Origin of the sequence: Acidovorax sp. GW101-3H11 (assembly GCF_001633105.1) — a bacterium.
Classification (GTDB): Bacteria; Pseudomonadota; Gammaproteobacteria; order Burkholderiales; family Burkholderiaceae_C; genus Acidovorax.
In genome coordinates, this window is the sequence record NZ_LUKZ01000009.1 from 574387 (window position 1) to 596109 (window position 21723).

Consider the following 21723-nt stretch of genomic DNA (forward strand, 5'->3'; position numbering starts at 1 on the left):
AGAGGGGGTGAACCCGCACAGCGTCACCTTGCAACCGCCCCCTCTCCCCCAACCCCTCTCCCGCGAGGGGGAGTGAACAGCCGGGCGCCAGAATGCCCCGCCACTTCAGCCCATGATGAACACCCTGTTTCGCCGCCCTTTGCCGGGCACTGATCTTGATTACTTCGACGCCCGTGCCGCTGTCGAAACCCTGCAACCGGGCGCCTGGGCCACCCTGCCCTACACCGCCCGGGTCCACGCCGAGAGCATCGTGCGCCGCGCAGACCCGGCCACCGTCAACGACTGCCTGCGCCAGCTCATCGAGCGCAAGCGTGACCGCGACTTCCCCTGGTACCCCGCGCGCGTGGTGTGCCACGACATCCTGGGCCAGACGGCGTTGGTGGATCTGGCGGGCCTGCGCGATGCGATTGCCAAGGGGGGCGGCGACCCGGCCCAGGTGAACCCCGTGGTGCCGGTGCAGCTCATCGTGGACCATTCGCTGGCCGTGGAGTGCGGCGGGTTCGACCCCGATGCCTTCGCCAAGAACCGCGCCATTGAAGACCGCCGCAACGAGGACCGCTTTCACTTCATCGAGTGGACGAAAAAAGCCTTTGCCAACGTGGATGTCATCCCGGCGGGGAACGGGATCATGCACCAGATCAATCTGGAAAAAATGTCGCCCGTGGTCCATGCCGACCGGGGCGTGGCCTACCCCGACACCTGCGTGGGCACCGACAGCCACACCCCGCATGTGGATGCGCTGGGCGTGATCGCCATCGGCGTGGGCGGCCTGGAGGCCGAGAACGTGATGCTGGGCCGCGCATCGATGATGCGTCTGCCCGAGATGGTGGGCGTGGAGCTGACCGGTCAGCGCCAGGACGGCATCACCGCCACCGATGTGGTGCTGGCGCTGACCGAGTTTTTGCGCAAGGCCAAGGTGGTGGGCGCCTACCTGGAGTTCTTTGGCGAAGGCGCCGCCAAGCTCACCCTTGGCGACCGCGCCACCATCTCCAACATGGCGCCGGAATATGGCGCCACGGCGGCGCTGTTCTGCATCGATGAACAGACGCTGGACTACCTGCGGCTGACTGGTCGCGAGGCCCGCCAGGTCAAGCTGGTCGAAACCTATGCCAAAACCGCAGGTTTGTGGGCCGATGCGCTCGCGGGCGCGGTGTACGACCGCACCCTGCGCTTTGACCTGTCTACCGTGGTGCGCAACCTGGCCGGCCCCTCCAACCCGCATGCGCGCGTAGCCACCTCAGACCTGGCCGCCCGGGGCATTGCGGGCCCCTGGGCCTTGCCGTCGCCGGGCGAAGGCACGATGCCCGACGGCGCCGTGGTCATCGCCGCCATCACCAGCTGCACCAACACCAGCAACCCGCGCAACGTGATCGCGGCCGCGCTGCTGGCGCGCAACGCTCACCGGCTGGGCCTCACACGCAAGCCTTGGGTCAAGACCTCGCTCGCGCCGGGCTCGCGCGTGGTGGAGCTTTACCTGAAAGAAGCCGGTCTGCTGACCGACCTGGAGGCGCTGGGCTTTGGCATCGTGGCCTTTGCCTGCACCACCTGCAACGGCATGAGCGGTGCGCTGGACCCTGCGATTCAGCAGGAGATCATCGACCGCGACCTGTACGCCACCGCCGTGCTTTCGGGCAACCGCAACTTTGACGGGCGCATCCACCCGTACGCCAAGCAGGCGTTCCTGGCCTCGCCGCCCCTGGTGGTGGCCTATGCGATTGCGGGCACGGTGCGGTTTGACATTGAAAAGGATGTGCTGGCGGTAGTGGATGGCCAGCCTATCCGGCTCAAGGACCTGTGGCCCAGCGATGAAGAAATCGACGCCGTGGTGAAGGCCGCCGTGAAACCCGCACACTACCGCGCCGTGTACGAGCCCATGTTCGCCATCCGGCACGACGATGGCCCGCGCGTGTCGCCGCAATACGACTGGCGGCCACAGTCCACCTACATCCGCCGCCCGCCCTACTGGGACACCGAAGGCATCGGCGCACTGGCCGCCCACCCGCGCACCCTGCAGGGGATGCGCCCGCTGGCCCTCCTGCCCGACAACATCACCACCGACCACCTCTCGCCGTCCAACGCCATCCTGCCGGACAGCGCGGCGGGCGAATACCTGGCGCGCATGGGCCTGCCGGAGGAGGACTTCAACTCCTACGCCACCCACCGGGGCGACCACCTCACCGCCCTGCGCGCCACGTTTGCCAACCCGCAACTGGTCAATGAGATGGCCGTGGTCGATGGCAAGGTCCAGAAAGGATCGCTCGCCCGCGTGGAGCCCGAGGGCCAGGTCATGCGCATGTGGGAGGCCATCGAAACCTACCTGCACCGCCGCCAGCCGCTGATCATCATTGCCGGGGCCGACTACGGCCAGGGATCGAGCCGCGACTGGGCCGCCAAGGGTGTGCGGCTGGCGGGGGTGGAGGTGGTGGTGGCCGAGGGGTTTGAACGCATCCACCGGACCAATCTGATTGGGATGGGGGTGTTGCCGCTGGAGTTTGAGGCGGGGGTCAACCGCACCACGCTGCAACTCGAGGGCACAGAGGTTTATGGCGTGGAGGGGGATCTGAAGCCCGGGGCCACCGTGACGCTTGTTGTGCAACGCAAGTTGGGTGAGGTGGTGAAGGTGCCCATGCGCTGTCGGCTGGACACGGCGGAGGAAGTGTCGGTGTACGAGGCGGGTGGGGTGCTGCAGCGTTTTGCACAGGACTTTCTGGCGGCGCGGGCTGGGGCAGCCCCCTCTCCCCAACCCCTCTCCCGCGAGGGGAGAGGGGCTAGCGCGCGTTGATGAGGGCCGCGCTCATGCAAACCCTGTCACCATCACTGCATCGCGCCGAGGAGCTTGCTCAGTCAGACAATGCTCCCTTTTGCCTTGCTCCCCTCGCCCCTCGCGGGAGAGGGGCCGGGGGAGAGGGGGCCCCACCCATGGACCAGCGCCAGTTCACCAAAACCCTGCGCCAAAACATGACCGACGCCGAGCAACTGCTCTGGAAGCACCTGCGCGCCCACCGCATGAGCGACCATAAGTTCCGCCGCCAGCAACCCATCGGCCCCTACATCGTGGACTTTGTGCATTTCGGCCAGCGGCTGATCGTGGAAGCGGATGGCGGGCAGCATGTGGATTCGGACCACGACGCGATCCGCGACGCCTGGCTGCGCAGCCAGGGCTTCACCCTGCTGCGGTTCTGGAACAACGACATCCTGCACAACACCAACGCAGTCCTCGAAGCCATTTGGCACGCCATGCACACGGACACCCCCTCTCCCCCAACCCCTCTCCCGCAAGGGGCGAGGGGAGGAACACCATGAACAACCATCCCCATCAAATCAAAGTACCTGCCACCTACCTGCGCGGCGGCACCAGCAAAGGCGTGTTCTTCCTGTTAGAAGACTTGCCCGCCCCCGCCCAACAACCCGGCCCCGCGCGCGACGCCCTGCTGCTGCGCGTGCTGGGCAGCCCCGACCCGTATGGCAAGCAGATCGACGGCATGGGCAATGCGTCCTCCAGCACCAGCAAGGCCGTGATCCTGTCGCGCAGCACGCGGCCGGGGCACGATGTGGACTACCTGTTTGGCCAGGTGTCCATCAACCAGCCCTTTGTGGACTGGAGCGGCAACTGCGGCAACCTCTCGGCGGCCGTGGGGCCCTGCGCCATCCACATGGGGCTGATCGATGCGGCGCGCATTCCGCAGAACGGCACCATCCCCGTCCGCATTTGGCAAGCCAACATCGGCAAGACCATCGTGGCGCATGTGCCCATCACCCACGGGCAGGTGCAGGAGACGGGCGACTTTGAACTGGACGGGGTGACCTTTGCGGCGGCCGAGGTGGCACTGGAGTTCATGGACCCAGCGGACGATGGCGACGAAGGGGGCGGCATGTTCCCCACCGGCAATGTCGTAGACACCCTCGAAGTACCGGGCGTCGGCAGCTTTGCCGCCACGCTGATCAACGCGGGCATCCCCACCATTTTTCTCAACGCGCAGGAGCTGGGCTACACCGGCACCGAACTGCAAGGCGCGATCAATGGCGATGCGGTGGCACTGGCGCGCTTCGAGGCCATCCGTGCCCACGGCGCCCTGCGCATGGGCCTGATCCAGCACCTGGGAGAGGCCACCACACGCCAGCACACACCCAAGATCGCGTTCGTCGCGCCGCGCGCCAGCTACACGGCCTCCAGCGGCAAAGCCATCGATGCCAAAGACATCGACCTGTTGGTGCGCGCCATCTCCATGGGCCAGCTGCACCACGCCATGATGGGCACGGCGGCCGTGGCCATTGGCACGGCGGCAGCCATCCCGGGCACGCTGGTCAACCTGGCGGCGGGTGGCGGCGTGCGCAGCAGCGTGCGGTTTGGCCACCCCTCGGGCACCTTGCGTGTGGGGGCCGAGGCAGCGCAGATCAACGGCCAATGGAAGGTGACCAAAGCCCTGATGAGCCGCAGCGCGCGCATCCTGATGGAGGGCTGGGTGCGTGTGCCTGGCGGTGTTTTTTGAGGTTTTTTGGCCCCTTCCGCGCATCCATCATCCCTTTATAGCTATCAAAACAGTAGCAAATCAAATTCCTTGCGATTCATGAACACCAAACAACAACTCAAAGCCCTGGCCCAGGCCCGCCGGGGCGTGATCGTGCCCGGCGCATTCAACGCGCTTTCCGCCCGTGTGGTGGCCGACCTGGGCTTTGAAGCCATCTACGTGACCGGCGCGGGCGTCACCAACATGTGGTTCGGCCTGCCCGACCAGGCCTTCATGGGCCTGACCGACATTGCCGACCACACGGCGCGCATCCGCGACGCGGTGGAGCTGCCGCTCATCGTCGATGCCGACACCGGCTTTGGCAACGCGCTCAACACCTACCACGCGGTGCGCACGCTGGAGCGCGCTGGCGCCGACTGCATCCAGCTCGAAGACCAGGTCAGCCCCAAGCGCTGCGGGCACTTCAATGGCAAGGAGGTGATCGGCACCGACGAAATGCTGGGCAAGATCAAGGCCGCCGTGGACGCGCGCCGCGACGCAGGCACTCTCATCCTCGCCCGCACCGATGCCTGCGCCACCCAGGGCTTTGAGGCCGCCGTGGAGCGTGCCCAGCGCTTTCAGGAGGCGGGTGCCGACATCCTGTTTGTGGAAGCCGTCACCACGCTGGACGAGATCCGCGCCCTGCCCCAGCGGCTGGCGGCGCCCCAGCTCATGAACATGGTGATTGGCGGCAAGACCCCCATCACCAGCGCCGAAGAGCTGGCCACGCTCGGCTACGGCCTGGTGCTGTATGCCAACGCCGCGCTGCAGGGCGCGGTGGCAGGCATGCAAAAGGCGCTCACGGTGCTGCGCGAGCAGCGGCGCATCGACGAAGACCCGGCCCTGGTGGCGCCGTTTGCCGAGCGCCAGCGCCTGGTGCGCAAGACCGAGTGGGATGCGTTGGAGGCCAGGTACACCTGATATCCAGCGCCTGTGTCCTGTCTCCAACGGGACGGGGACGGCACGGCGGGCGGGATGGGGCGTATTTGTTTATCCACACAGCGCCACAAAAGCGGCGACAAACACAATGCGCGCGGCACAATGGTCGCTCCATGCACTCTGCGCGCGCTGCCCCATGCACAGCATTCCTTCCCTGAACGTGGTGGACCTGATGCTCGATGCCGTCTGCCTCGTCAACGTGGACAGCACCATTGTTTTTGTCAGCCCCGCGTTCGAACGCATTTTTGGCTACCAGCCCGAAGAAGTAGTGGGCAAGCGCATGCTGGACATGGTGCACCCCGATGACCTCGCCATCACCCAGCGCCAGGCCAAAAGCGTGACCGAAGGCAACCTGCAGCTGCAGTTCGAAAACCGCTACCTGCGCAAGGACGGCACCATTGCCCACATCCGCTGGACGGCGCGCTGGCTGCCCGAGCAGCAGGTGCGGCTGGCCGTGGCGCACGACATCACCGAGCGCCGCCTCACCGAGTCCATGCAGGCCGTGATCTACGCGATCTCCGAGGCCGCCCACACCACGCAGAACCTGCAGGCGCTGTTCCAGCACATCCACCAGATCATCGGGCGGCTGCTGCCCGCCACCAACTTTGCGGTGGCGCTGTACGACGCGCAGGCCGATGCGCTGAGCTTCCCCTACCACGTCAACGAATCACTGCCTGCCCCGCCCCCCATGGCGCTGGCACAAGACGCGCTGTGTGCCGAGGTCATCCACAACGGCTGCACCCTGCTGCTGACCCCCGAAAACCGCACCGCCCACCCGCCCCCGGCCCCGCAGCAGCGCCCGCCGCTGTACTGGCTGGGCGTGCCCCTGCAAACCCAGAAAGGCGCGATTGGCGCGCTGGTGCTGCAAAGCTACACCGAACAGGGCCGCTACACCGACAAGGACAAGGACCTGCTGCAGTTCGTCTCCACCCAGGTGGCCGCCGCCATCGAGCGCAAGCAGATGCACGAGCGCCTGGAACACATGGCGCAGTACGACCAGCTCACCCACCTGCCCAACCGCCAGCTGTTTCTGGACCGCCTCAAGACCGCCCTGGCCCGCGCCCGGCGCGACCAGCGCCTGCTGTCGCTGCTGTTCATCGACCTGGACCGGTTCAAGGAGGTCAACGACACCCTGGGCCACGCCATGGGCGACCTGCTGCTGCAGCGCGTGGCGCAGCGCCTGCTCGAATGTGTGCGCGGCTCCGACACCGTGGCCCGCCTCGGGGGCGACGAGTTTGTGGTGCTGCTCGAAAGCGGCCTGGCGCGCGACCACGCCACCACCGTGGCCGACAAGATCCTGTCGGCCTTCACCCAACCGTTCGACCTGGAAGGCATTCGCCTGAACATCCAGCCCAGCATTGGCGTGGCGATCTACCCCGAACACGGGGGCGAAGAAGACCACCTGCTGGGCCACGCCGACGAGGCCATGTACCAGTCGAAAAAAAGCGGCGGCAACCAGGTGCGTGTGGCGCAGCAGGCAGAAGCCCCGGTCCAGGCCCTCTGACCCAAGCCCTCTGACAGGCAGGGCCAAGCCCCCGTGCAGCGGGCGTTCGCGGCACAATCCGGGCCCGCAGCAAGCCCTGCGGCCCGCCCCTCCCCACCAGGTTCATCCCCATGCTCTACAACGCCCTCAAGCTCGCCCATGTCCTGTCCATCATTGTGTGGATCGGTGGCATGGTGTTTGCCCATTTCTTCCTGCGCCCGGCGGCGCAGTCGCTGGAGCCGCCGCAGCGCCTGCGGTTGATGCACGACGTGCTGCAGCGGTTTCTGGGCGCGGTCAGCGTGGCGGTGGTGGTGGTGCTCGTCAGCGGGCTGTGGATGATCGGCAACGTCGCCCGGCAGGCCGTGCAGTCGGGCGGTAGCTTTGCCATGCCGCTGGACTGGACCCTCATGGCCGCGCTGGGCATCGTGATGATGGCCATCTTCGGCCACATCCGCTTTGCGCTTTTTCGGCGGCTGCAGCGGGCGGTGGCAGCATCCGACTGGTCCGCAGGCGGCCAGGCCATGGCGGCCATCCGCCAATGGGTGGCGGTAAACCTGGGCCTGGGCGTGGCCATTGTGGTCATCACCCTGCTGCTGTAACCCACGGCAACGCATTGCGCAGGCCGCTGGCCACAGTGCACCTACTTCAGGCGCGGGCAAGCCACTGCTGACACACCCTGGTCCTGCGGCTCCTCTACCATCGGGTAACGAGGAGCCCTGCTACGTGTTCAAGTATTTCGAAAGCCGCCTTCCCCCCTATCCCCCCGCCGAACCCCATCTGCCCCCGAAGGACTTCATGGCCTTTGTGTGGGACTGCACCCGTGGCCTGCGCGGCTACGTGGTGGCCATGGCGGCGCTGTCTGCGGCCATTGCCGTGTTCGAGGCCCTGCTGTTTGCGGTGCTCGGCCATGTGGTGGACTGGTTGTCTACCGTGGCGCCCCATGCGCTGTGGGCCGAGCACAAAGGGGCGATCCTGGGCATCGTCGCGCTGCTGATGGGCACGCTGGTGCTGGTGTCCTGGCAGACCAGCCTCAAGCACCAGGTGCTGGCCATCAACTTCCCGCTGCGCCTGCGCTGGAACTTCCACCGCCTGATGCTGGGCCAGAGCATGGCCTTCTATGCTGACGAGTTTGCGGGCCGCATCACCACCAAGATCATGCAGACCGCGCTGGCCGTGCGCGACATGATCTTCACCACCACCGACGTGGTGATCGGCATGGGCATCTACCTGGTCACCATCCTCGTGCTGCTGGCGGGGTTTGATGCGCGGCTGATCGTGCCGTTTGCGCTCTGGATCGTGGCCTATGGCCTGGCCTGCTGGTACTTTGTGCCGCGCCTGGGCAAGGTGGGCAAGGCGCAGGCCGACGCGCGCTCGGTGATGACCGGGCGCATCACCGACGCGTACACCAACATCGCCACCGTCAAGCTGTTCTCGCACACGCGGCGCGAGTCCGAGTTTGCGCGCGCGGCCATGGATGCCTTCAAACTCACCGGCTACGCGCAGATGCGGCTGGTGAGCCTGTTCGAGATCGTGAACCAGGCGCTGGTGGTGGCCATGATCCTGGGCGCCTGCGGCACGGCGCTGTGGCTCTGGACGCTGGGCGAGGTGGGCGCGGGCGCCGTGGCTGCGGTCATCGCCATGACGCTGCGTGTGTCGGGCCACGCCCACTGGGTGATGTGGGAGATGACCACACTGTTCGAAAGCGTGGGCACCATCCAGGACGGCATCAACACACTGACCAAACCCCGCACCGTGGTGGATGCACCCGATGCACAGCCGCTGCAGGTCACGCACGGCGAGGTGCGCTTTGACAACGTGAGCTTTGCCTACGACAGCCGGGGCGACGCCCTGGGCAAGGGCCGCCCCGTCATCGATGCGCTGCAGCTCACCATCCGCCCGGGCGAGAAGATCGGCCTGATCGGCCGCTCGGGCGCAGGCAAATCCACCCTGGTGAACCTGCTGCTGCGCTTTCACGACGTGCACGCGGGCCGCATCCTCATCGACGGGCAAGACATCGCCCAGGTCACACAAGACAGCCTGCGCCGCAACATCGGCATGGTCACGCAAGACACCTCGCTGCTGCACCGCTCCATGCGCGACAACATCCTGTATGGCCGCCCCGATGCGACCGAAGAAGACATGCACATCGCCGCCCGCCGCGCCGAGGCCGCCGAGTTCATCGACACCCTGAGCGACCTGCACGGCCGCACCGGCTACGACGCCCAGGTGGGCGAGCGCGGCGTGAAGCTCTCGGGCGGCCAGCGCCAGCGCGTGGCGATTGCGCGCGTGATGCTGAAAGACGCGCCCATCCTGCTGCTGGACGAAGCCACCAGCGCGCTCGACTCCGAGGTCGAGGCCGCCATCCAGCAAAGCCTGGACAGCCTGATGGAAGGCAAGACCGTGATCGCCATCGCGCACCGACTGTCCACCATCGCCGCCATGGACCGGCTCATCGTGCTGGACGCAGGCCGCATCGTGGAAGAAGGCACCCACGCGCAGCTGCTGGCCCAGGGCGGCGTGTATGCGCGGCTGTGGGGGCACCAGAGCGGCGGGTTCCTGGGCGAGGAGGACGAAGACTAAGGGTCTGTTTGCGATCTCGCAGGGGGTCGCTTTGGAGCGCCATCGTGATGGACGTGGACGCTTCGGATGCGCTGCATGGGCTCGTGCCCATGCAAGCAGCCGGGGCGCCAAAGCTTCGAGTTCATTGGCCCGATTTCGCTCCAACCCTGCGGGCAGTGGTCTTTGCGGGTGATCTGCGGCGTTGCGGCGCTGGTGGATAGCCGGGCTATCCACTGCGCACCGCGCCTGGCGCCCCATCCCGCAAAGACTGCTGCGCGACCCCGGGGAGATCGTAAACAGGCTCTACGCCACCTGAGTACATGTTCCGGATGCACCTGAACACGGGGTTCATTTCGACCTGACCACTCCGCCAGCACCGATCACCGGCCGACAACTCCCTTTCCAGGCGCTCTTCTCCGGCAGAATTCGGCCAGAAGCAGTCTGTGGCGCCAAAGAAAAAGCGAACGCACAACGACTGAAATGAGTGGCCTCGCGCGTCTTTAGGTCCGATAAATTGATGGGTTGGTCGTCATTTCGGACAAAGGTTGTTGCCTTCAATGAGAAGCTTACGAAGCGAGTCAGTTAGCCAACTGTGCAGAGCGTCGAATGACTCCAAGTCGCCCTCAACGACTGGAGTACTAGAAGTCGCCGCGAATTGAAGAGGCTTCGCAGGCGGTGGCGCTGCGCCAATTGCGCCAAAGCTAACTCGCGGTAGGTTGGATCTGTGGCTCATTCGGTTGCGGAGATCGACCCATAGCTTCCACTCTGCGGATGCGCAAAGCTCCGACAGCGCTTGGGTAAGCGCAGCCGCCATCGGTAATGGCGCAAGCCATTCAAGCAGCTTCTTCGGGCTGCAGTTTCTTTTTTCACTGGCACCAAAAGAGATGAGGTCAATGCGCGGGTGACTTGAAAGGGCAGCTAGTGCGTACGAAGTGCTTTCGATACAAGACACGCCCGCCGTGAACATGGCAAATAGAGCTCGCTCTCTGCGATAGAGGCACTCGTGATCCACTGCCACACCATGCGTTTGCCAAGAGCGCTTGTAGTAGTGCCATTCTTCGGAGGATGCTCTGTACCGCCAGCCAATAAGGTTTGACGCCCCCGCAAACTCGGCCCACTCAGGCCCCATTGGCGACAGTAGAACTCGACGGGCGGCCGCCATGAAGGTGGTGAGTTCTTCGACTGGAAAGTCGTCAGGGACCTCGATGCAATATTCGGAACAGTAGCGCATAGCTATGACTCACCTCGTAATGTTGACCGAAAAACCTGCGGGATAGACCAGACACTGCTTTCTCCTGAAAGTGGCTTGCAGCCTGGGTTTCAAGCGTAGGGCTGTTGAGACATCCGGACATCAAACCCTGCAAGCTTCAGCTGGGAAAATATAGCCTCCGAACTTACAGAGGCAGCGGTGCCGACACTCACGTTTGGGCCGCCCGCAAACCAATGACCAGATTGGGGAGTGGCGCTCACAGTCGCCTTCGGGCCCGTTACAGACATTTGGCATCCCTGTAGTAGACGTCCGTGACCAGGCATGCCTGGTGTACATCATCCTGATTGAAGGACTAAGTTTCACTAAGGTAGCCCCCCTCAACCTGCTGCTGCTGATTCTTAAAGATGGCCATAGCCGTCTTCATTCGCATGAAGCCGAATTTCCTGTAGAAAGGCTCTTTGCCAGGGACCGCGTACAAGATGATTTTCTTGTGACCGGATGACATTTCCACCAGGTCACTGACAACCTGTTTGCCGAGGCCTGTGCCTTGATAGCTGGGCAATACCGCAACGTCGCATATGTACGAGCAATCTCCACCATCAGCGAGCGCGCGCCCCACCGCAACGAGCTTCGCATTCTCGTAGACGAAACACGTGAACATGCTGTTGGAGAAGACTCTCTGCAGATGATGCGGCGGCTTCTCGCCTAGTGGGGCGGCCCGATAGAGGGCAGAAAGCTCTTCCCAATCGACTCCCTCGGTGGAGTGTTTCCATTCGAGTGGCATTTGAGACTCCAATGTTTGCTTGCGGCCGCTGACGAGGATACCTGCTGCGGGCGCTCATGACGCCGGACTGACCGGTCGTCATCACCGGACTACGCACCTGGGTGACAGCCTGTCACCCAGGCGGCTGTGCAGCAGGTGCAGTGTCTTTACGGTGGAGGTTTTCAACGACCGGATGGAAGCCCACCCATGATCAAAGTCACCGCCGTATACCGCTGGCGCGAAGGCGCCACTTTCGACCACGACTACTACCACAGCGAGCACATGCGCATCGCCCGCGCGGCGCTGCAGCCCCTGGGCCTGGTGCGGCTCGAAAGCGACCGCGTGCTCTACCCTGGCGAACCACGCCCAGGCCAGGTGGTGGCGCTGACCAATGCCTTCTTCAGCGACCTGAAACAGGCCCAGACAGCGGCCAAGCAGACGATGGCCGAACTGGCGGGCGACATCCCCAACTACACGAACATCCAGCCGGAGTCGTACTTCGCGCAAATGCTGGCGCACGAAGTGCCGGGCCCTGCTGTCACGGGGTAAGGCCGACTTTTCTGCGCGGGGGCGGAAACGGGTGGCCTCAGCCACCCGGATTTAGTTGATAATTCATTCTCATTAAATACCACCCCACAGCAAACCTCCATGGAACGATTCACCCGGCAACGCACAGCGATCTATGCCGTGGTGGCTGGCGCGCAGCGTCCGCTGTCGCCGCAGGAGATCCTGGAAACCGCCCAGGTGTCGGTGGAGGGGTTGGGCCTGGCCACGGTCTACCGCAACCTCAAGGCGTTGCTGGAAGATGGCGCCATCGAAGTGGTGCAACTGCCCGGCGAGAGCCCACGCTATGAGCCCGCAGGCCAGTCGCACCACCACCACTTCCAGTGCACGCAGTGCGCGCGTGTTTTTGATGTGCATGCCTGCCCGGGCGACTTGAAGGGGCTGGCGCCACAGGGATTCCAGGTGCAGCGCCATGAATTGACGCTCTACGGCCTGTGTGCAGATTGCGCGCAGGCAGCATGAGCGCGAGGGCCATTGCATTGCACCGCCCCCGGGCGGAGCCACCTCGGTGGCGGGCCACCGCGCTGCTGTGCGCGTGGTGTGCCTTGTGCATCTTGTTTGCGCAGATGCTTGGGCTGGCGCATGGCATTGCACATGGCCCGGTCCACGGGGATGTTGGCACTCAGGCCGCACAGGCTGTGGCGGCCCACCCTGGGCATGCCCACGGCAATGCGCAGGTTGCGCCGGATGTGCTGGAAACCCTCTTCGCCCAGCACGAAGACGCCGAAGACTGCCGCTTGTTCGACGCACTGGGCCAGCAGCCGGGCGCCGCAATGGCCGGGCCAGTGCCCCCGCCCGCAGTGCCCCCGTGCATGCAACGACTGCGGCGCCTGGAAGGCGCGTTTGTGGCGCGCTGGGCCACGCTGTTTGACGCGCGCGGCCCGCCCTTGTCTCACTGAACCCCTCGGCAACCCACCTGCGACCGGCGGGCATGTGCAAGCACGCATGTACCGGTGCGCCTATGCGCCCATGCGTACCTGCCGGGCCGCATCGACCTATTCAGTGAGAAAAAACCATGAAACATTCATCCCTTCAGGGCGGCCTGGCGCTGTCCCTCGTTCTGGCATTGGCCGCTTGCGGCGGCGGCAGTGGCGGCAGTAGCAGCGAAGCGCCGCACCAGGACACCCGCATCGACACCGCAGGCCGACTGGCCATGGCCGAAGACGCTGCCACCGCGCTGCGCATCTATGACCTGGACAGCAGCGCCGTGGTGGCCAACATCCCCCTGGCCAACCCGCCATCTGCCGTGTATGCCAGCCCCGGGCGGCGCTATGCGCTGGCCTTCCAGCGGCCGCAGGACACGGTGCAGATCGCCGATGCGGGCATCTGGCAGGAAGACCATGGCGACCACCTGCACGACTACAAGGCCGTGCCCAAGCTGCTGAGCTTCCGCATCACCGGCCCGCAGCCCACTCACTACGACGACCGCGCGGGCCAGGCCAGTATCTTCATGGACGGCCGCGCGCCATCGGCTGTGGCCTCGGCCACCGTTTTCCAGGATGCCGATCTGGGTGCGGGCCGCGTGGGCGCAAGCATCAGCTTTGCGCAGCCCATGCATGGCTTTGCCGAGCCCAATGGCAACTTCCTGGTGGCCACCTACCGGGCGCCCGATGCCACCGGCCCCACCCAGGTCGAGGTCTACAGCCGCCAGGGCGCTCAATACACGCTGACGCGGCGCCTGGATGCGCAGTGCCCCGGCATGCACGGCAGCTTTACCAGCGGCGGCACCACCGTGAGCGGCTGCGCCGACGGCGTGCTGGCCGTATCACCCCAGGCCACGGGCACAGCAGCCGCCACCAAGATCGCCACCCCCACGGGTGTGGGCACCATTGCGGGCCACCCGAAGCTGGGGGCGCGTTTCATCGGCATCGGCAATGCGGGCACACCCTCCACCACCCGCTTCTACGACATCGACACCGCGGCGGCCAAAGCCACGCCGGTGGCCATCACCGGATGGGCCGACGGGCGCCTGCGCCGCGCGCACGGGTTTGACCGCGCGGGGCGCACCTTCTTTGTGCTGGACGACACCGGCGCCCTGCATGCGCTGGAGCGGGGGGCAACGGGCTGGGTGGTGAAGAAGACGATCACCGGCGCCATCCCGGCCATGCCCACGGCGGCGCCGTTCCCGGCGTTTGTTGCCAACGAGGCGCGCGATGAGGTCTACCTCTCCGACCCCGGCGCGCGCCAGCTGGTGGCCATCAACACCACCACCCTCGAAGTGGCACGCCGCACTGCGCTGGACTTCCGGCCCACCTACCTTGCCTGGCTGGGCATCGCGAGATAAGTGAGCACAGCGCCGAGGGATGTCCTGCACAACCCTCGCGGGTCGGTGGTAGTGCGGATCGGGATGGGCCGCAAGGCGACTTTTTGCAGCCAATAGCGCGGCTATTGGCAAAAAAAGCAACGCAGCGGACCGCCCGAGACCGCGCTATCACGGACCGCAGGGAGTTATGCGGGACATCCCTAGCGTGCGCGAAAGGCCTTGAACAGCAGCCCCAGGCACACCGCCATGCCCAGCAGCGGGATGGCAGCGAGCAGCGCCACCACGGCGCGCGCCAGGGGCGACCAGTCAAAGTCGCGCGCCGTGCGCCAGGCGCCAAAGGCCGCCACCAGGCCCAGGCCCACCATGCCCATGCGGAAACTCGCGCCGGGCTTGAAGAAGGCGATCAGCAGCAGCACGCTGGCCACGCCCACCCCCAGGGCCACATGGCCCAGGTGCAGCGAGAAGCCCGAGCGGGCGCCATAACCAGCGCCCTGAGTGTCTGCGTCTGCTTCCTCATCCTCGTCATCATCCCGTGTGCTGCGCGCACGGCTGGGCGCAGGTCGGGGGGCCTGCGGCGCCGCACCACCGGCCCGGCCCCAGTCCGATGCCGACAACCCCGCAGCGGCGGCCGAAGCCACCACTGCGGCTGCCGCAGGCGCAACACTCCCGGGTGCCGCCACGGCAGCCGCCAGCCCGCGCTGCTGCAGCACGCTGCGCAGGCGGCCGGGCTCGCGCAGGGCCACCACCAGCGCCCGCACGGGCCCCTGCTCCTGCGGCTTGATGCCCAGGTCGGCCACCTGCATGGTGGTGCCGCGCGTGTTGGCCAGCATGAACAGCGCCTTGGCCACCTGCGCGTCCTTGGGGCCGCCCTTGCCGCTTTCGATGAAGGTGCCTAGGTTGTAGGTGGCATCGGCGTGGCCTGCCTCGGCCGCCTGGGCGTACCAGGCGCGGGCCTGGGCCAGGTTCACGGGCCCGCCATAGCGGCCATGCTCGTCGCTGGTGCCCAGGTGGAAGGCGGCGTGGGGGTCGCCCTCGTGCGCGTACCAGCCGGGCAGGTCGCGCAGGGGGTTGCCCGTCCACACCACCGGCGCTGCTGCGGCCGACGCGTGCGCGGCTGGCGACATAGGCGCCAGGCTCAGGCCACCGGGCGATTCCGCCTCTTCCCGTGCATGCTGCTTTTTCTGCGCCCGCTGCCGTTGCTCTTGCGCGGCGGCGTTCCACTTTGCGGCCTCCTGCATGTCCACCGGCCCGCCCCAGCCGCGCTCGTGCATCAGGGCGAAAAGGCGTTTGGCGGGCTCGTGGTCCCATTCGGCGGCGCGCTGGCACCAGGTGCGGGCGTTTTCAAAGTTGGGCTGCTCCCAGCCGATCACGACATCCAGCGCGTGCAGGAAGGCCGCTACCTCGTGCCCCAGCGCTGCGGCGGGCTCCAGGGCGTCGGCGGCTTCAATGCGCTTGCGCGAGTACAGCGCCAGTTGCTCGCTGCGGGTCACGGCGTCGTCCACGGCCTTGCGGTCATCGTCCACGATCTGCAGCAGCTGCTCGGCCGGGACGCCCTTCAGGCGCGCCATCAGCGCCTGCACGCGCGCCTTGGCCGGGTCCGGAAAACGCTGGAAGAACGCCTGGGCATCCTTGCGGGTCTCGGCATCGTGGGCGCCCAAGAGCTGCAGCGCAGCCGCCAGGTCGAAATGCCTGCGCTGGCCCATGGTGCCAAAGCGCAGCGCACGGCCGACGGCGTAGAGCGCGTGGGGGTTGCCGCGCGCGGCCCAGTGGCGGTACTCGGCCCAGGCGGTGGCGTCGTCGCCCGCCTTGCGGGCGCGCGCCGCACGCTGCACAGGCAGGTCGGGTTCTTCGGGCGCATCGCCGTTGGCCAGGTAGTGCACGCCGCTTTGCGGGTCGTACAGGTTCAGGCCCAGGCGCACGGCCTGCTCCCAGCCATCGTCAAACGGAGCGCCCCATTCCGAAGCGCGGGTGTTGATGCCCACGCCCCAGGTGGGGTCGGTCATCCCAGGGACGTCGAGGTAGACGTCCCAGAACCCGGGAAAGCGCTGCTCGACGGCCTGGGCCCAGGCAACGAACCTGGGGTTCATCGGCACCTGGGGGCCCGCCTCTGCGCGCTCGTACTGCGCGTCTGCCTCGGCCTTGGTGGTGGGCCAGGGCCAATCGGCGGGCTTTTCCCAGATCTGGATGGTGTAACTCACAGGTCCCTCCTCGGATGCCGCTGGGTGCGCGGCGTGTGGTCGTGTTGTCTTTCGTCAAGCGCGAGCGAATTCTAGAAGCGGCCCCACGCCACGCCCCAGAGGCGCACCCCACCAGTTTGTCCAGTGACGCACCCGCGCCACACCCGGCTGCTGGCACGCAGTTTTGGATAAAAATGGGCCTCTGCGCGCGTCCATCCTGCCCAAATAGCTCCTATTTTTATAGCAAACCTATGTCCCAGCCACCACTGCCTGCCCTCTCCCTCGCCATGCCCGTGCCCACTGGCGACCAGCTCAAGGCCGCCCGCGCCGCCGCCGGGCTGAGCCAGGCCCAGGCGGCCGAACTCATGGGCTACCCGCTGCAGACCGGCAGCCGGGGCGGCGTGCAGTCGCGCACCTGGCAGGCGCTGGAGAGCATGAGCGACGAGCGCAATATGCAGGGCCCCGTGTACGCCATGTTCCTGCTGCTGACCGGCCAGCACCCCGACTTTGTGCTGGCGGCGCGCCCGGTGGACGGCGGCGACAGCGCCACCGCCACCGGCTGACCGGCACACCAACGCGGACACCATAAAAAAAGCGGAACAGCCCGCAGGCGGTTCCGCAAAGTCTTCACAGGGAGATAAAAAAGTACGCGGCGGCTCAGTCCACTTTGATGTTCGCCGCCTTGATCACCTGGGCCCACTTCTCCACCTCGGCCTTCTGGAAGGCGGCGATCTGCGTGGTGTTGAGGTCGGCGGGCTCCATGCCAAAGCCCTTCAAGCGGGTCTGCATGTCGGGCTGGGCCAGGATCTTGCGGATCTCGTCGTGCAGGCGCGAGACGATGGGTGCGGGCGTGGCGGCGGGCACAAAAATCGCCTGCCACGACTGCACCTGGAAGTCGGCCAGGCCGTTCACGCCCGACTCGGCGACGGTGGGCACGTCGGGCATCGACGCCAGGCGCTTGGGCGAGGTGACGGCAATGGCGCGCAGCTTGCCGCTCTGGATGTGCGGTGCGGCCACCACGGTGGTGTCGAACATCATGTCCACCTGGCCGCTGATCACGTCCTGGATGGCGGGGCCGCTGCCCTTGTAGGGGATGTGGGTGAACTTCACACCCGATTTGTAGGCCAGCAGCTCCACCGCCAGATGCTGCGAGCTGCCCGTGCCGGCCGACGCCGACGACAACCCGCCCTCCTTCCCCTTGGCCGCGGCCAGCACGTCCTTCAGGGTCTTGTGCGGGCTGTTGGCGGCCACCACCAGCACCACGGGGTTGGTGCCGATCAGCGTCACGGGGCTGAAGGACTTGATGGGGTCATAGCCCAGCTTGGGGTACAGGCTGATGTTGATGGCGTGCGAGCTGACGGTGCCGCCCAGCAGCGTATAGCCATCGGGCGCCGCGCGCGCAGCGGCCTCCGAGCCCACGCTGCCCGCCGCGCCGCCCTTGTTCTCCACCACCACCGTGGTGCCCAGCACGGGCCCCAGCTGCTGGCCGATGAGGCGGCCCAGCGTGTCGGTGGTGCCGCCTGCGGCAAAGGGCACCACGTAGCTGATGGTCTTGCCCGTGGGCCAGGTGCCCTGGGCGGCGGCGGGCAGGCCGATGAAGCCCACGGCAGCGGCGAGGGCTGCCGTGTGGATGAGGTGTCTGCGTTGTTGCATGGTCAAAAGTCTCCTGGTGTGTAAATAGTGAATGGGGGCGGAAGGACGGGGCCGTTCTGGCGCGGCGGCTGGCGTCCAGCGCGCGTCAAGGCAGGTCAACAATCTCGACCCAGTTGGGGTTCTTGCCCGCAGGCACGCGCGTGGCGGCGCCCGGGATGCCGGTGGCGGGGTCGATGGGGTGCAGCGCGACGTGGTGCGACTCCTGCCCCGCCGCAATCAGAAAGCGGCCCGACGAATCCACCGCAAAGCCGCGCGGGGTTTTCTCCGTCGGCACCTGGCCCAGCGGCTGCAGCTGGCCGGTGGCGGCATCCACGCGGAAGCTGCTGAGCGTGCTGGAGGTGCGCTCGGACGCATACAGCGTGCGACCGTCGGGCGACAGGTGAATGTCGGCCGCCCAGGGCTTGCCAGCAAAACCTGCGGGCAGCGTGGTGGCGCGCTGCACGGCGCGCAGCGTGCCGCGCTCCTTGTCGTAGGCCATCACGTGCACCGAGGCGTCCAGCTCGTTCAGCAAATACAGGCTGCGCTGGGCCTTGTCCCACACAAAGTGGCGCGGGCCCGACTTTTCGGGGGTCACCGTGGTCAGCGCGGGCTCGTGTGCCGTGAGCTTGCCGGTCTCGGCATCAAAGCGCCAGGCCGAGAGGTTGTCGCCCCCCAGGCTGGTGGCCAGCACATGGCGGTTGGCCGCATCGGCATGGATGGCGTGTGCGTGGGGCGCTGTGGGGATGAGCTGCTGCACCGCGCCCACCGCGCCGTCCTTGCCAATGCTGTTGACCGTGATCTTGTGGCCGGGGTACGAGGCCGCGAACAGCCAGCGGCCCGTGGCATCGGTGTCGATGTTGGCCATGCTGTCGGCCAGCGGGGCCTCGCCCAGCTTGCGCAGTTTGCCGCTGGCCGGGTCGATGGCCAGGCTCACCACCCGAAACGGCTGCGAGCGCAGCGCCACATACAGCACCTTCTTGTCCGGGCTCACGGCCATGGGCATGGCCATACCGCCCAGTGCCGTCGTGTCCACCGGCTTCAAGGCGCCCGCATTGCGGTCCAGCTCGAACACCGACACGTCCTGGCTGTCGGCGTTGGACACATAGACCCAGGTGGCGGCCCCGGCACCGGGCGCAGCCAGGGCCAGGGCAAGCGCAGCCAAAGGCGCCAGGCGCGCAAGACGCGCATGAGGCCCGGCCGGGCGGCGGGTGTGAAGTACAGCGGTCATTCGGTTTTCCTTCTTCTGGTGGTGCACAGCCTGCGGGCCGGGGGCCACAGACATGCGATGTCTCGGTGCCGGGGCGCCTTCTTCGGGGCGGGTCTGGCAGCACCCAACCCATGGGAAGCAGGTGTTCATCCTGGGTTAGGTGCTGTTTTGTTATATGTCGTCATACAACATAGATGGCATTGTGAACCGAACCGAGCCCATCTGAGCAAAGGGATTACCCGCAGTTTTTGTGAGCGCCTGGCGCCCTGTTTCAGAGGCATTCCAAAGCCAATAGCGGGCAAAATTCTCAGTATTTACCCTGATTTTTTCGCACATCAGGCCAGTTTGCGATTCGGTGTCTTGTGTTTTTACCGACCTAGTTGTACGATGACTAACAACAACCTGACCCACCGGAGACATTCCATGACCCTGAACCGCCGCGCCGTCCTTCTGGCCTGCACCGCAGCCCTTGCTGCCGCCTCTGCCACCGCCCAGACGGCCGACTGGCCCGCCAAGACCTTGCGCATCGTGGTGCCCTACCCGCCCGGTGGCAGCTCGGACATCATTGCGCGCTCCATCAGCCAGGTGCTGTCCGAGTCGCTCAAGCAAACCGTTATCGTCGAGAACAAGCCGGGCGCCAACGGCAACCTGGGCGCCGACTTTGTGGCCAAGGCCGAACCCGATGGCTACACCATGCTGTTGTGCGACGTGGGCGCGCTGGCCATCAGCCCCTCGGTGTACACCAAGCTGTCGTTCGACCCCTCCAAAGACCTGCGCGGCGTGACCATGCTGGCCTACTCGCCCCACCTGCTGGTGGTGCACCCCTCGGTGCCGGTCAACAACCTCAAGGAGCTGATTGCCTACTCCAAGAAGAACGACCTGAACTTTGCCGTGACGGCCACCGGCAGCGCCCCCCACCTGGCCGGTGTGGCGCTGGAGCGCGCCAGCGGCGCCCGCTGGCAGTACATCCCCTACAAGGGCGGCGTGACCGCGATCCAGGACACCGTGGCGGGCCAGACCCAGGTGCTGATGAACGGCATGCTCGCCACCCTGCCCCAGGTGCAGAACGGCAAGCTCAAGGTGCTGGGCGTGTCCAAGTCCACCCGCATGCCACTCATCGGCAACGTGCCCACCATTGCCGAACAGGGCGTGACCGGCTACGAATCCGGCACCTGGCAAGGCGTATTGCTGCCACGCGGCACGCCCGAGGCCGTGGTGCAAAAGCTCAACAAGGCCCTCATCACCGCCATCCGCGCGCCTGAGATCCGCTCGCGCCTCGCAGGCCAGGGCGCCGAAGTCGTGACCATGACTCCCGCCGAGCAAGACCAGTTCTTTGCCAAGGAACGCGCGCGCTGGGCCAGCGTGGTCACGGCCGCCAACATCAAGCTGGACTGAGTCCCCCGCCCCCGCCTCCCCATTTCCTCTTACCGCCCCGCACTGACATGACCCCTCAAGACCTCAAAACCATCATGGGCTCCGGCCTGCTGTCCTTCCCCATCACGGACTTCGACGAGCAGGGCAACTTCCGCCCCAAGACCTACATCGAGCGCCTGGAGTGGCTCGCCCCCTATGGCGCCAGCGCCCTGTTTGCCGCTGGTGGCACGGGCGAGTATTTCTCGCTCTCGGGCCCCGAGTACAGCGAGGTCATCAAGACCGCCGTGGACACCTGCCGGGGCAAGGTGCCCATCATTGCCGGAGCTGGCGGCCCCACCCGCACAGCGATTGCCCATGCGCAAGAGGCTGAGCGCCTGGGTGCCCACGGCATCCTGCTGCTGCCCCACTACCTGACCGAAGCGGGCCAGGAGGGCCTGATCGAGCATGTGGCCCAGGTCTGCAACAGCGTGAAGTTCGGTGTGATCGTCTACAACCGCGACCGCACCAAGCTCACGGCCGAGTCCCTGGCCATCCTGGCCGAGCGCTGCCCCAACCTGATTGGCTTCAAGGACGGCGTGGGCAACATCGAGACCATGTCTTCCATCTACATGAAGATGGGCGACCGCTTCTCGTACCTGGGCGGCCTGCCCACGGCCGAGGTGTATGCGGCGGCGTACAAGGCGCTGGGCACACCGGTGTATTCGTCGGCGGTGTTCAACTTCATCCCGAAGACGGCGATGGACTTCTACAAGGCGGTGGCGGCGGACGACATTGCCACGCAGCACAAGCTGCTCAAGGAGTTCTTCATGCCCTACCTGGCCATCCGCAACCGGGTGGAAGGCTATGGCGTATCCATCATCAAGGCGGGCGCCAAGATCGTGGGCCATGACGGCGGGCCGGTGCGGGCGCCGCTGACGGACCTCAAGCCCCATGAGGTGGAAGAGCTGGCTGCGCTGATCAAGAAGCTCGGGCCGCAGTAAGCACGCCCGGCCAACACCTTCGCAAGAAACCACCACACACCTGGCCGTGCACGGGCGTGTGGTG

Annotated in this window: 18 protein-coding genes; 14 read left to right on the forward strand and 4 right to left on the reverse strand. The window is 66.2% G+C overall.

Annotated elements, in window-relative coordinates; translation table 11 throughout:
* Positions 1 to 115 precede the first annotated feature (115 nt).
* From acnD to A1D30_RS08645, 7 genes are all read left to right on the forward strand, one after another.
* Positions 116 to 2782 (forward strand): Fe/S-dependent 2-methylisocitrate dehydratase AcnD, encoded by a 2667-nt coding sequence (gene acnD, locus A1D30_RS08615; protein ID WP_063460882.1) that lies wholly within the window; start codon positions 116 to 118, stop codon positions 2780 to 2782.
* 137 nt (positions 2783 to 2919) lie between these two features.
* Positions 2920 to 3303, forward strand: coding sequence for an endonuclease domain-containing protein (locus A1D30_RS08620; protein ID WP_063460330.1), 384 nt, complete (start codon positions 2920 to 2922; stop codon positions 3301 to 3303).
* Complete coding sequence (gene prpF / locus A1D30_RS08625) at positions 3300 to 4490, forward strand: 2-methylaconitate cis-trans isomerase PrpF (protein ID WP_063460331.1); 1191 nt, start codon at positions 3300 to 3302, stop codon at positions 4488 to 4490. Before A1D30_RS08620 ends, prpF begins: the two co-directional genes overlap by 4 nt.
* 78 nt (positions 4491 to 4568) lie before the next feature.
* Positions 4569 to 5429, forward strand: coding sequence for an isocitrate lyase/PEP mutase family protein (locus A1D30_RS08630; RefSeq protein WP_063460332.1), 861 nt, complete (start codon positions 4569 to 4571; stop codon positions 5427 to 5429).
* Positions 5430 to 5583: 154 nt separating this feature from the next.
* Positions 5584 to 6951 (forward strand): GGDEF domain-containing protein, encoded by a 1368-nt coding sequence (locus A1D30_RS08635; protein WP_063460333.1) that lies wholly within the window; start codon positions 5584 to 5586, stop codon positions 6949 to 6951.
* 110 nt (positions 6952 to 7061) lie between these two features.
* A complete protein-coding gene (locus A1D30_RS08640; RefSeq protein WP_063460334.1) occupies positions 7062 to 7529 on the forward strand; it encodes a CopD family protein in 468 nt (155 codons plus the stop codon).
* Positions 7530 to 7653: 124 nt separating this feature from the next.
* On the forward strand, positions 7654 to 9510 hold the full coding sequence (locus tag A1D30_RS08645; protein ID WP_063460335.1) for an ABC transporter ATP-binding protein: 1857 nt from the start codon (positions 7654 to 7656) through the stop codon (positions 9508 to 9510).
* A gap of 1541 nt (positions 9511 to 11051) precedes the next feature.
* On the opposite strand, the gene A1D30_RS08650 is transcribed toward A1D30_RS08645, so the two are convergent.
* Positions 11052 to 11483 (reverse strand): GNAT family N-acetyltransferase, encoded by a 432-nt coding sequence (locus A1D30_RS08650; protein WP_063460336.1) that lies wholly within the window; start codon positions 11481 to 11483, stop codon positions 11052 to 11054.
* A gap of 186 nt (positions 11484 to 11669) precedes the next feature.
* Here A1D30_RS08650 and A1D30_RS08655 point away from each other — a divergent pair, with 186 nt between their 5' ends.
* The 4 genes from A1D30_RS08655 to A1D30_RS08670 all read left to right on the forward strand — a co-directional run bounded on the left by A1D30_RS08655 (position 11670) and on the right by A1D30_RS08670 (position 14310).
* On the forward strand, positions 11670 to 12011 hold the full coding sequence (locus A1D30_RS08655) for an EthD family reductase (RefSeq protein ID WP_063460337.1): 342 nt from the start codon (positions 11670 to 11672) through the stop codon (positions 12009 to 12011).
* Between the two features lie 99 nt (positions 12012 to 12110).
* Entirely contained in the window at positions 12111 to 12488 is a 378-nt protein-coding gene (locus A1D30_RS08660) for a transcriptional repressor (protein ID WP_063460338.1), read from the forward strand.
* A 176-nt stretch (positions 12489 to 12664) separates the two neighbouring features.
* Positions 12665 to 12925: a hypothetical protein gene (locus A1D30_RS08665; RefSeq protein WP_131798432.1), complete on the forward strand. Its 261-nt coding sequence runs from the start codon at positions 12665 to 12667 to the stop codon at positions 12923 to 12925.
* Positions 12926 to 13041: 116 nt separating this feature from the next.
* Entirely contained in the window at positions 13042 to 14310 is a 1269-nt protein-coding gene (locus tag A1D30_RS08670; RefSeq protein WP_131798433.1) for a hypothetical protein, read from the forward strand.
* 179 nt (positions 14311 to 14489) lie between these two features.
* On the opposite strand, the gene A1D30_RS08675 is transcribed toward A1D30_RS08670, so the two are convergent.
* Positions 14490 to 16487 (reverse strand): tetratricopeptide repeat protein, encoded by a 1998-nt coding sequence (locus tag A1D30_RS08675; protein WP_063460341.1) that lies wholly within the window; start codon positions 16485 to 16487, stop codon positions 14490 to 14492.
* A gap of 230 nt (positions 16488 to 16717) precedes the next feature.
* Here A1D30_RS08675 and A1D30_RS08680 point away from each other — a divergent pair, with 230 nt between their 5' ends.
* Complete coding sequence (locus A1D30_RS08680; protein WP_063460342.1) at positions 16718 to 17029, forward strand: helix-turn-helix transcriptional regulator; 312 nt, start codon at positions 16718 to 16720, stop codon at positions 17027 to 17029.
* A gap of 94 nt (positions 17030 to 17123) precedes the next feature.
* Here the strand turns inward: A1D30_RS08680 and A1D30_RS08685 are convergent, their stop codons facing one another.
* Together A1D30_RS08685 and A1D30_RS08690 are read right to left on the reverse strand one after the other, a co-directional pair.
* Positions 17124 to 18119 (reverse strand): tripartite tricarboxylate transporter substrate binding protein, encoded by a 996-nt coding sequence (locus A1D30_RS08685; protein ID WP_063460343.1) that lies wholly within the window; start codon positions 18117 to 18119, stop codon positions 17124 to 17126.
* A gap of 85 nt (positions 18120 to 18204) precedes the next feature.
* A complete protein-coding gene (locus tag A1D30_RS08690) occupies positions 18205 to 19326 on the reverse strand; it encodes a beta-propeller fold lactonase family protein (protein ID WP_242421827.1) in 1122 nt (373 codons plus the stop codon).
* 402 nt (positions 19327 to 19728) lie between these two features.
* On the opposite strand from A1D30_RS08690, the gene A1D30_RS08695 reads away from it, so the two are divergent.
* Together A1D30_RS08695 and kdgD are read left to right on the forward strand one after the other, a co-directional pair.
* Positions 19729 to 20700, forward strand: a complete 972-nt coding sequence (locus A1D30_RS08695; protein WP_063460344.1) for a tripartite tricarboxylate transporter substrate binding protein — start codon at positions 19729 to 19731, stop codon at positions 20698 to 20700.
* 47 nt (positions 20701 to 20747) lie between these two features.
* Positions 20748 to 21659 carry a 5-dehydro-4-deoxyglucarate dehydratase gene (kdgD, locus tag A1D30_RS08700; RefSeq protein ID WP_063460345.1) on the forward strand — a complete coding sequence of 304 codons (912 nt, stop codon included), beginning with the start codon at positions 20748 to 20750 and terminating at the stop codon, positions 21657 to 21659.
* The last annotated feature ends 64 nt before the right edge of the window (positions 21660 to 21723 follow it).